We start from the raw sequence: 10,058 nt of genomic DNA on the forward strand, positions 1-10,058 counted from the left end.
GGTTCATTCGGTCGGGAGGGCCTGCATGGCCTTGATGAAGCCGTCCGTGTCGAGCTGTCCGTTGAAGAACTGCTGGACGGCCTGGTGGATCGGCGTCATGGCCGACGGCGGGAAGGCCTGGTCCCAGGACAGCTGGAAGGACTTGGCCTTGGCGACGAGGTCGTACTGGAAGCGGGAGTACTCGGGGCTGGCCGAACTGTCCAGGAACTTCGGGGTGTTGGTGGTCGTGGGCAGGTTGCCGATGGCCATCTGCGCCTTGACGAACTCGTCGGAGTACATCAGCTTCAGGAACTCGGCGACCGCCTCGGGGTGCTTGGTCTTCTTCAGCACCGAGTAGAAGTTGTTGGTGTTGCCGACGACGTCGGTCGGGTCACCCTTGCCGCCGGGGATCGTCGGGAACGTGCTGTAGCCGAGGCCCTTGGCGGCGAAGTCCTTCGCGTCCTGCTGCTGCTGCGCGTAGTACCAGGACCCCATCAGCTCGAAGCCGGCCTTGCCCTGGGCCACCAGCGCGGGCGAGGCGCCGTTGGTGTACTTCACCGAGTCGTAGTTCTTGCCGAAGGCGCCGGTGTCGACCAGCTCCTTGAGCATGCCCAGCGCCTTCTTGCTGTCCGCGCTCGCCCAGGCGTCCTTGTCGCCGCTCAGGGCCTTCTGGAACAACTCCGGGCCGGCCACGCGGTCGTAGACGTACTCGAACCACATCAGCGTCGGCCACTGGTCGCCGCCGCCGAGGGCGATGGGGGTGACACCCGCGGACTTGAGCTTCTTGACGGCGTCGAGCAGTTGGTCCCACGTCTGGGGCTGCTTCACGCCCGCCTTGTCGAGCACGTTCTTGTTGTTGAACAGCAGCACCGGCTGGGTGCCGCGCATGGGGATGCCGTACGGCTTCCCGTCGACGACCGCGCTGTTGTAGACGCTGGGCAGGAACTTGTCGTCGAGGTTCGGGTCCTTCTTGACGAAGTCGTCCAGCGGCATCAGCAGCCCGGCCTTGACGAACGGCTGGATGCTGCCGCCGCCCCAGTTGAAGAAGACGTCCGGCGCCTGCGGCGTGTTGATGATCGTCTGCAACTTCTGCTGATAGTCGGCGCCGGGGATGGTGTCCAGGACGGCCTTGACCTTCGACGTCTTGTTGAACGTGTCGACGATCTGCTTCTCGACCTTGTTGCTGGCGTCCCCGTACACCAGCACATGGATCTTGCCGTCGTTCGAGGAACCCCCGCCGCTGCCGTTCCCGCAAGCGGCGAGACTCGCAGCCAGCGCGAGCGTCGCGCCGCAGGCGAGTACCCGGGGCATCCGTGTACGCATGATCATCCGCCTTCCGAAAGTTTCGGCTCCAGACCCGAAAGTCATGCGCTGGACAGTAGGAGCGGAGAGAAGAAATGGTCAACGGTCGTGCACCTACGCGGCCAAACCGTTATCCGGCCGCGTGGCCTATGCTGCGGCCATGCGCGAAGAAGCCCAGGTCGGTCGGAGAGTCACCTTGGCGGCCGTGGCGCGAGAGGCCGGCGTCTCGCTGCCGACAGTTTCGAAGGTCCTCAACGGTCGTTCGGATGTGTCTCCGGCGACCCGCGTCAAGGTCGAGCGCCTGCTGGAGGCCCACGGCTACCGCCGGCGCACCCCCGGAGCGCCGCAGGCCCCGCTCATCGAGATCGTCTTCCACGAGCTGGAGAGCGTCTGGGCGATGGAACTCATCCGCGGCGTGGAGAACGTCGCCAAGCAGAACGACGCGACCGTCGCCCTCACCGAGAGCGGGACCCGGCAGGCTCCCGGGCCCGAGTGGATCGGGGGCGTGCTGCGCCGACGGCCCCTCGGCGTGCTGCTGGTCTTCTCCACGGTGCCGGAGGACGTGAAACGGCAACTGCGGTCCCGGGCCATTCCGTTCGTCATCGTGGACCCGGCCGGCGATCCCGACCCCGACGTCCCGTCCGTGGGTTCGGCCAACTGGGCCGGAGGAGTCGCCGCCACCCGCCACCTCACCGACCAGGGGCACGAGCGCGTCGCCATCATCACCGGTCCTGAGGACCTGATGTGCTCGCTGGCCCGGCTGGACGGATACCGCTCGGCGATGGCGATGGCCGGTCATGAACCGGACCCGGGCCTGGTGCGGTTCGGCGACTTCCACGTCCAGGGCGGCTTCGAACACGCCATGGACCTGCTGCGGCGCCCCGACCGCCCTACGGCGATCTTCGCCGGCAGCGACCTCCAGGCGCTGGGCGTCCTGGAGGCGGCCCGGGTCCTCGGCCTGAGCGTGCCCGGGGACCTGTCGGTGGTGGGCTACGACGACGTACCACCGGCCCGCTGGTCGAGCCCGCCGCTGACCACCGTGCAGCAGCCGCTCCAGCGCATGGCCGAGGAGGCGGCCCGGATGCTGCTCCGCCCGACGGACCCCAAGAAGGCGGCCCTGCGCATCGAACTGGCCACGCACTTGGTGATACGGCAGAGCACCGCACCACCCGGGGGCGACTGAAGGGGGGGGCGCGTCCCGCCCGCGCCGGAGGACGACGGCCAACTCCGACACCGCTCGCTCTCGGCGCTCACCTCGACGGCTCGGTGTCGGCGAACTGCTCGCTCATCGAACGCGGGACGCCGCGAAACCGCCGAGGAGACACATGCCCCGCACGCGCCCGGCGCCGCGCTGGTGGGCACCGGCGCGGCGGAACCGGACGACCCGCTCGCCGCGGTGAGCATCGCCGCAGCTCGACGGGGTCGACCGGCTCGCCGCGCTGAACATCGCCGCAGCCGAACCGGCCTACCGGGTGGGGCCGCCGCCCAGCCGGTTCGGCACGCCGCGGACATGCGCGTAGGGCACCGGACACGGCAAGCGGCACGTCGTCCGTCGTATCGGGCACAGCAAAGGTGACCGGCCGGCCGTCGACGGCCGGTCGGTCACCCCGGGACGGGCAGGTGTACCCGCGCTACTCGGCGCCCCCGGCGCGCGCCCGGCCCGCCAGTTCGGACTGGAGCGTGCGGTACGCCGGCTTCGGGCGGTAGTCCTCGTCGAACAGGTTGGCGGCGCCCTCGCCGGGGAACGTGCCGGGGACCCAGGAGTACCTGTCGGTGAAGCCCCAGACGGTGAACGAGACGCAGTGGCGGGTGCGCAGGCAGGCGTCGAGCAGACGGCCGTAGCCCTCGGCCTGCGTGGTCAACTTGCCGGCGTCGGCCGGAAGTCGCATGCGGACGTCCGCCTCCGTCACTGCGGTGGCCAGACCGAGCTTGTCGAAGCGGGCGAAGTTGGCCGCCATGTCGGTGGGCAGGCCGTACTGGATGCCGAGGTGCCCCTGGAAGCCGACCCCGTCGATGGGAACGCCCTCCGCGCGCAGGCGGCTGACCAGGTCGTACACGGCGTCGCTCTTCGGGCCCGTCCACTCGGTGTTGTAGTCGTTGTAGAACAGCAGGGCGTGCGGGTCGGCCTGATGGGCCCAGCGGAAGGCGTCGGCGATGTAGCCGGGACCGAGCTTGCGCAGCCAGATGCTGTCGCGCAGGGTGCCGTCCTCGTTGAACGCCTCGTTCACCACGTCCCATTGCCAGACTCTGCCCTTGAAGTGCCGGACGGTGTCGGTGATGTGCCGGTGCAGGATCGCGCGCAGCTGGTCGGCGCTGAAGTCGCCGGAGGTGAGCCAGGACGGCAACTGGTTGTGCCAGACCAGGACATGGCCACGCACCTTCTGTCCGTGCCGGCGCGCGAAATCGACCAGGCGGTCGGCGGCGGCGTAGTCGTACTCCCCCTGCCGGGGCTCGACGACCTCCCACTTCATCACGTTCTCCGGGGTGACGGTGGAGAACTCGGAGCCCGCGAGCCGGCGATAGGCGGTGTCGTCGGCGAGCGCGGACATGTCGACGGCGGTCCCGATCCGCAGGTGGTCGTCGGCGGCGAGCTGCCGCAGTGGACGGTCCGGTACGGCGGTGCCGCCCGAGGCGCTTGCGGGGTTCGCGGCGACGAGGGGAAGCAGGGCCAGGCAGCAGGCCGAGGCGGCGGCCGTGACGGCGCGGGGCAGGTTCACAGGCACTCCTGAGCGAATCGAAACTTTCGAATTACCTGACGAGCGTTGCGCCACGCTAAACAGACGCCATTTCCGCGTCAACCATCGCGTCGGCAGTCATTTCCGCCATCACATCAGGCCGCCTCGCAATTTTCGGTCATACACCCGGGTTGTGCCCGGCTAGTTTCGATGAAGTTTCGGAAACAGACGCATTGACCGCCCTTTCAAACCCGCCCCATACTCTCCAGCAATCGAGCCCTCCCTCCCACGGGGACGGCCCAGCCATGACACGTGGCGCGAGCATGACAACTCCAACCCCCACCTGCGTCCAGGAGGAACCATGGACATGGAGCACGCCCTCTCCCGCCCGATGAGCCGCCGGGGCTTCATCAACCGCGCCGGCGCGCTCGCGCTGGCCACGTCCGCGTCCGGGCTGCTGCTGCCCGACACCGCCCACGCCGCCACGGTCATCACCACCAACCAGACCGGCACCAACAACGGGTTCTACTACTCGTTCTGGACCGACGGCGGCGGGTCGGTCTCGATGACCCTGAACTCCGGCGGCAACTACAGCACTTCGTGGACGAACTGCGGAAACTTCGTCGCCGGCAAGGGCTGGAGCAACGGCGGACGCAGGAACGTGCAGTACTCGGGCAGCTTCAACCCGTCCGGCAACGGCTACCTGGCGCTGTACGGATGGACCTCGAACCCGCTCGTCGAGTACTACATCGTCGACAACTGGGGCACCTACCGGCCCACCGGCACGTACAAGGGCACGGTCACCAGCGACGGCGGCACCTACGACGTCTACCAGACGACGCGGTACAACGCCCCCTCCGTGGAAGGCACCAAGACCTTCAACCAGTACTGGAGCGTCCGGCAGTCCAAGCGGACCGGCGGCACCATCACCACCGGCAACCACTTCGACGCCTGGGCCCGCTACGGCATGCGGCTGGGCAGCTTCAGCTACTACATGATCCTCGCCACCGAGGGCTACCAGAGCAGCGGCTCCTCCAACCTCACGGTGAGCGGCTGACCCTCCCCTTCCCTCCGTTCGACCCCCCACTGCGGCCACGCCGCCCACCCGAGGAGGACCCACCCGCATGCGCGCCGCACCACGACCCCTGCTGACCGGACTGGCCGTCGCCGCGACCGCCGTGGCGAGTACGGTCACCGCCGTCACCGACGCCGCCCCGGCGCACGCCGCCGCCTGTTCCGGGTACGTCGGGCTCACCTTCGACGACGGCCCGTCCAACGACCACACCCCGGCCCTGCTCAACGCCCTGAGGCAGAACGGCCTGCGGGCCACGATGTTCAACGAGGGACAGTTCGCGGCCGCCTACCCGGCCCAGGTCCGGGCCGAGGCCAACGCCGGGATGTGGATCGGCAACCACAGCTACACCCATCCCCATCTGACCCAGCAGAGCCAGGCGCAGATCGACTCCGAGATCTCCCGCACCCAGCAGGCCATCGCCGCGGCCGGCGGCGGTACGCCGCAACTGTTCCGCCCGCCGTACGGCGAGACCAACGCCACCGTCCAGGCGGTGGAGGCCAAGTACGGCCTGAAGCAGATCATCTGGGACGTCGACTCGCAGGACTGGAACGGCGCGAGCACCGACGCGATCGTGCAGGCCGTGTCCCGGTTGGCCAACGGCCAGATCATCCTCATGCACGAATGGCCGGCCAACACGCTCGCGGCCATCCCGCGCATCGCCCAGACGCTGGCCAGCAAGGGCCTGTGCGCCGGCCGCATCTCCCCGCAGACCGGCCGCGCCGTGGCGCCCTGACCTCGGGCACCGACGGGTGAGGGGCGGCTCCGGACGCCACCGGAGCCGCCCCTGACCGTCCCCCGCTTTGGCGAGAAACCGCACGTCGCAGGCGTGCCGTGGGACGACATGCGCGTTACGCCGTTCGAGCGCATCCTGAGAGCGGCCCAACCAGGTGCCACAGACCGACCTACGGGAGGTGCTGTGATCCTGATTGCCCTGCTCGTGCCCGTCCTGATGATCGCGTTTCTCTTCATCACACCGGCACTCGAAGAGTTCCTGTTCCCCCGTCCCGAGACCAACGACATCGCCGGGCCCCCGAGTCTCGGAATCGCGCACCACCTCGTACACCCGAGGCATGAGGGAGAGTAGCGAGCCTGCACACAGACGGCACGGGCCGCCCACCCACGGGGGACGTGGGGTGGGCGGCCCGGCCGTGTACGCGGTCGAGGCGGTGGCTGGTTCGGGTCGGGCGTCAGTCGATGGCCGGGGCGGCGCCGTATTCCTCGTCGGTGACGGGGGCCAGCCAGTGCACGACGTCGTGGTCGGCGTCGCTCTCGTTGATGGCGACGTGGACCATCAGCCGGTTCGGCGCGGCGCCGTGCCAGTGCTCCTCATCGGCCTCGAACAGCACCCGGTCGCCGGGCCGGATGACCTCGATCGGTCCGCCCCGGCGCTGGCACAGACCGATTCCTTCGGTGACGAAGACGGTCTGGCTCAGCGGGTGGCGGTGCCAGTGGGTGCGTGCGCCGGGCATGAAGTGCACCAGGTTGGCGCTGACCCGGGACGGGTCGGGCGCGGCGGCGACGGCGTCGATGTAGACGTCGCCGGTGAACCAGTCGGCGGGACCCTTGACGGTGTCGATCGAACTACGGGTGATCTGCAAGGCCGTTTCTTTCTCTGTAGGCGTCATGGATGGGGGGCACCGCCGGGCCGCCCGCTCGCGGGTTCGCGAGGGCGACTGCGCGTCCCGGACGAGCCGCGGCGTGGGGTCAGGGCTTGAGGAGGGCCTTGATGGCGCGGCGCTGGTCCATCGCCTGGTAGCCCTCGGCGACCTGCGCCAGGGGCAGCGTGAGGTCGAAGACCTTGCCCGGGTTGATCCGCCCCGACAGCACGCGGTCGATCAGGTCGGGCAGGTAGCGGCGCACGGGGGCGGGGCCGCCACGCAGGCCGACGTGGGAGAAGAACAGTTCCTGGCCGTCGATCGCCACCTCGTGGGGGACACCGACGAAGCCGACGTTGCCGCCCGGCCGGGCCGAGTGCAGGGCCTGCCGCATGGCCTCGGCCGTACCGACGCACTCCAGGACGGAGTCGGCACCGATCCCGTCGGTGAGGTCCTTGATCCGGGCGACGCCGTCCTCACCGCGCTCGGTGACGATGTCGGTGGCGCCGAACTCCCGGGCGAGCTTCTGGCGGGACTCGTGGCGGCTCATGGCGATGATCCGCTCGGCGCCCATCTCCTTCGCGGCGATCACCGCGCACAGCCCGACCGCGCCGTCACCGACGACCACGGCGGTGGAGCCGGGCCTGACCTCGGCGGCCTCGGCGGCGTACCAGCCGGTGCCCATCACGTCGGAGACGGCCAGCAGTCCGGGCCAGAACTCCTCGCCCGGCACCTCGCCGGTGGCGACCAGGGTGCCCTGGGCGTTCGGGATGCGCACGTACTCGGCCTGGCAGGTGCTCATGAACTCGCGGTTCAGGCAGTTGGACTGCCATCCGTTGCGGCAGTTGGCGCAGGTGTTGTCCGAGGTCGCGAACGAGCCCACGACGAACTGGCCGGGCTCGACCGCGGTGACCTCAGTCCCGACCGCCTCGACGAAGCCGACGTACTCGTGCCCCATGGGGTGCGCCTCGCCGGTCGCGTCGAGGCCACGCCAGGGCCACAGGTCGGAGCCGCACACACAGGTGACGGCCGTGCGGATGACGGCATCCGTCGGCTTCAGGATCTTCGGGTCGTCCAAGGTCTCGAAGCGCACGTCGCCGGGGGCGTGGATCACTGCTCCGCGCATGGGGGGAAGTCCTTACGTTCGTTGAAGGGGGTGCGGCCTGCGGGCGGCCCTTGGGCCGCCGCTGCCGTGTAAAGGCATCGGTCGGGCGGGCGGGCGCAGGAGCGTCGTCGCCCCTCGCGCGCTGCCCGGCCGAGTACCCCTCGGGCGGCGGCGCCGCTCAGGGAGTGCCTCTGCTCCCAGGTAACCGCTCATCCCGGCGCCCAGCGAGTCACCAGCGAAAGGTGTACTGCCAGTACATCCCTCCCACGACGGGCAGGCCGTACGGTCGAAGGCATGGACAACCGTGAGGAGGTCCGCGAGTTTCTGACCTCGCGGCGAGCCAGGATCACCCCGGAGCAGGCCGGCCTGCCCGCCGGCTCCCGGCGGCGCGTGCCCGGGCTGCGCAGGAGCGAGGTCGCCGCGCTGGCCGACATGAGCGTGGAGTACTACGCGAAACTCGAACGGGGCAACCTGGCCGGCGTCTCCCCCGCCGTCCTCGAAGCCGTCGCCCGCGCGCTACAGCTGGACGACGCCGAACGCGCCCACCTCCTGCACCTCGCCCAGGCCGCCGACGGCTCCGACGTCCTCACCCGCCCCCGGCGCCGCGCCTCCGCCCGGCAGTGGAACCCGCACGCCAGCCTGCAATGGACCCTCGACGCGATCACTGCCGGGCCCGCGATCGTGGGCAACGGCCGGATGGACGTCCTGGCCGCCAACCCGCTCGCCCGCGCCTTCTACACCGACCTGTTCGCCAACCCCGACAACCAGGCGAACCTGGCCCGCTTCAACTTCCTCGACCCGGCCTCACGCCGGTTCTACCCGGACTGGGAGCGGTTCGCCGACATGGCCGTGGCCATACTGCGCCGCGAGGCCGGCCGTGACCCGTACGACAAGGACCTGCACGACCTCATCGGGGAGCTGTCCACGCGCAGCAAGGACTTCCGCACCCGCTGGGGCGCCCACAACGTCCGCCGCCACGGAACCGGCACCAAGCGGTTCCGCCACCCGGCCGTCGGCGACCTCACCCTCGCCTACGAGTCGCTGGACCTCGCCGCCGAACCGGGACTCAGCATGACCATCTACACCGCCGAACCCGGCTCCCCCTCGGAACAGGGACTGCGCCTGCTCGCCTCCCTGGCCGCCACGGAAGACGCCGGCCAGGCAGCACGGCGCCACACCGCCTGAACGCGGTCAGGGCCGGCTTCGGATGTTTCCGAAACCGGCCCTGACCCGCGACTCTCACAAGTCGGGACGACAGGATTTGAACCTGCGACCCCTTGACCCCCAGTCAAGTGCGCTACCAAGCTGCGCCACGTCCCGTCGCACTCACCCGCGGTGCCCCGCGTGATCGCGCGGACAGAACTTTACCCCACGCCCGGGGGTGCGCCGAAGAAGGCCTGGCGGGGCGAGGGAGAATCGGCGGTATGACGAATGCCGGCGCATCGGATGCCAGGGACCGGGACATGGCCGGGCGGGCGCGGAACGCGCGGCCCCGGGACGGGCTGGGGCGCCCGCTGCCGTACGGCGCCGAGGGCGTCCCCCGGCAGCCGGAGGGGGTCCCGCGGACGCCGGAGGAGACGGTCGTCGAGGCGCGGGCGCTGCTGGCCGCGGGGCAGCCGTTCCATGCGCACGAGGTGTTCGAGGACGCCTGGAAGTCGGGCCCGGAGGAGGAGCGCGCGCTGTGGCGGGGGCTCGCCCAGCTGGCGGTGGGCCTCACCCACGCGGCCCGCGGGAACGCCGTCGGCGGGGCACGGCTGCTGCGACGGGGCGCGGGCGCGGTCGAGGAGTGGGCGACCGAACGGGGCGAGGACCGCCCGTACGGGCTTGACCTGCCGGCGCTCACCCGGTGGGCCCGGACGCTGGCGGGCCGGGTGGAGAACGACTCGACACCGATCGACGCGGTGGCCGAGGCGCCCCGACTGGTGCCGTGACCGCCGTGTCGGGCCAAGCCCTCGCACCGACACGCCCCGAAGGGCCCCGATCGAGGCGCCCGGGACTGCGCCCCGGACTGCGCCCCTGACCGACGCCCCCTGACGGGCCCCTGACCCCGGCCCTCGACTGGCCTCTGACCCGGCCTTCGACTAGGCCTCTGGCCCGGGCTCCCTGGCCGGGCCTCCTTGGCTGGGCCTCCTTGGCTCGGCCTCTGACCCCGGCCCTTCGACTGGGCCTCTGGCCGGGCCCCCTGACCGGGCCCCTGGCTGGCTGGGCGCCCTGGCTGGGCCTCCTTGGCTCGGCCTCCTTGGCTCGGCCTCTGACCCCGGCCCTTCGACTGGGCCTCTGGCCGGGCCCCCTGACCGGGCCCCTGGCTGGCTGGGCGCCCTGGCTGG

Annotated in this window: 9 protein-coding genes, 1 tRNA gene and 1 pseudogene; 6 read left to right on the top strand and 5 right to left on the bottom strand. The window is 70.6% G+C overall.

The window, feature by feature from the left end:
• Positions 1-3: 3 nt before the first annotated feature.
• The gene (locus ACZ4WH_RS26495; protein WP_468184835.1) at positions 4-1,308 is read right to left on the bottom strand and encodes an ABC transporter substrate-binding protein; all 1,305 of its coding nucleotides are present in this window, start codon (positions 1,306-1,308) and stop codon (positions 4-6) included.
• Between the two features lie 133 nt (positions 1,309-1,441).
• Here ACZ4WH_RS26495 and ACZ4WH_RS26500 point away from each other — a divergent pair, with 133 nt between their 5' ends.
• The gene (locus tag ACZ4WH_RS26500) at positions 1,442-2,464 is read left to right on the top strand and encodes a LacI family DNA-binding transcriptional regulator (RefSeq protein ID WP_468184838.1); all 1,023 of its coding nucleotides are present in this window, start codon (positions 1,442-1,444) and stop codon (positions 2,462-2,464) included.
• Positions 2,465-2,912: 448 nt separating this feature from the next.
• Here ACZ4WH_RS26500 and ACZ4WH_RS26505 read toward each other — a convergent pair whose 3' ends face one another.
• Positions 2,913-3,998, bottom strand: coding sequence for an endo-1,4-beta-xylanase (locus ACZ4WH_RS26505; protein ID WP_468184841.1), 1,086 nt, complete (start codon positions 3,996-3,998; stop codon positions 2,913-2,915).
• A gap of 319 nt (positions 3,999-4,317) precedes the next feature.
• Between ACZ4WH_RS26505 and ACZ4WH_RS26510 the strand changes: the two genes are divergently transcribed.
• From ACZ4WH_RS26510 to ACZ4WH_RS26520, 3 genes and pseudogenes are all read left to right on the top strand, one after another.
• A complete protein-coding gene (locus ACZ4WH_RS26510) occupies positions 4,318-5,013 on the top strand; it encodes a glycoside hydrolase family 11 protein (RefSeq protein WP_365708514.1) in 696 nt (231 codons plus the stop codon).
• 67 nt (positions 5,014-5,080) lie between these two features.
• Positions 5,081-5,761 (top strand): annotated as a pseudogene (locus tag ACZ4WH_RS26515) (polysaccharide deacetylase family protein); the annotation flags it as partial.
• Between the two features lie 186 nt (positions 5,762-5,947).
• The gene (locus ACZ4WH_RS26520; RefSeq protein ID WP_468184844.1) at positions 5,948-6,115 is read left to right on the top strand and encodes a hypothetical protein; all 168 of its coding nucleotides are present in this window, start codon (positions 5,948-5,950) and stop codon (positions 6,113-6,115) included.
• A 103-nt stretch (positions 6,116-6,218) separates the two neighbouring features.
• Here the strand turns inward: ACZ4WH_RS26520 and ACZ4WH_RS26525 are convergent, their stop codons facing one another.
• Positions 6,219-6,629, bottom strand: coding sequence for a (R)-mandelonitrile lyase (locus ACZ4WH_RS26525; protein WP_468184845.1), 411 nt, complete (start codon positions 6,627-6,629; stop codon positions 6,219-6,221).
• Between the two features lie 106 nt (positions 6,630-6,735).
• On the bottom strand, positions 6,736-7,752 hold the full coding sequence (locus tag ACZ4WH_RS26530; RefSeq protein WP_468184847.1) for a zinc-dependent alcohol dehydrogenase family protein: 1,017 nt from the start codon (positions 7,750-7,752) through the stop codon (positions 6,736-6,738).
• Between the two features lie 273 nt (positions 7,753-8,025).
• Here ACZ4WH_RS26530 and ACZ4WH_RS26535 point away from each other — a divergent pair, with 273 nt between their 5' ends.
• Positions 8,026-8,916: a helix-turn-helix transcriptional regulator gene (locus ACZ4WH_RS26535; protein ID WP_468184849.1), complete on the top strand. Its 891-nt coding sequence runs from the start codon at positions 8,026-8,028 to the stop codon at positions 8,914-8,916.
• A gap of 61 nt (positions 8,917-8,977) precedes the next feature.
• Here ACZ4WH_RS26535 and ACZ4WH_RS26540 read toward each other — a convergent pair.
• Positions 8,978-9,051 (bottom strand) — tRNA-Pro (locus ACZ4WH_RS26540).
• Between the two features lie 104 nt (positions 9,052-9,155).
• On the opposite strand from ACZ4WH_RS26540, the gene ACZ4WH_RS26545 reads away from it, so the two are divergent.
• Positions 9,156-9,662 carry a DUF309 domain-containing protein gene (locus ACZ4WH_RS26545; RefSeq protein WP_468184850.1) on the top strand — a complete coding sequence of 169 codons (507 nt, stop codon included), beginning with the start codon at positions 9,156-9,158 and terminating at the stop codon, positions 9,660-9,662.
• Positions 9,663-10,058 lie beyond the last annotated feature (396 nt).

Source organism: Streptomyces sp. NPDC029138 (assembly GCF_055564375.1).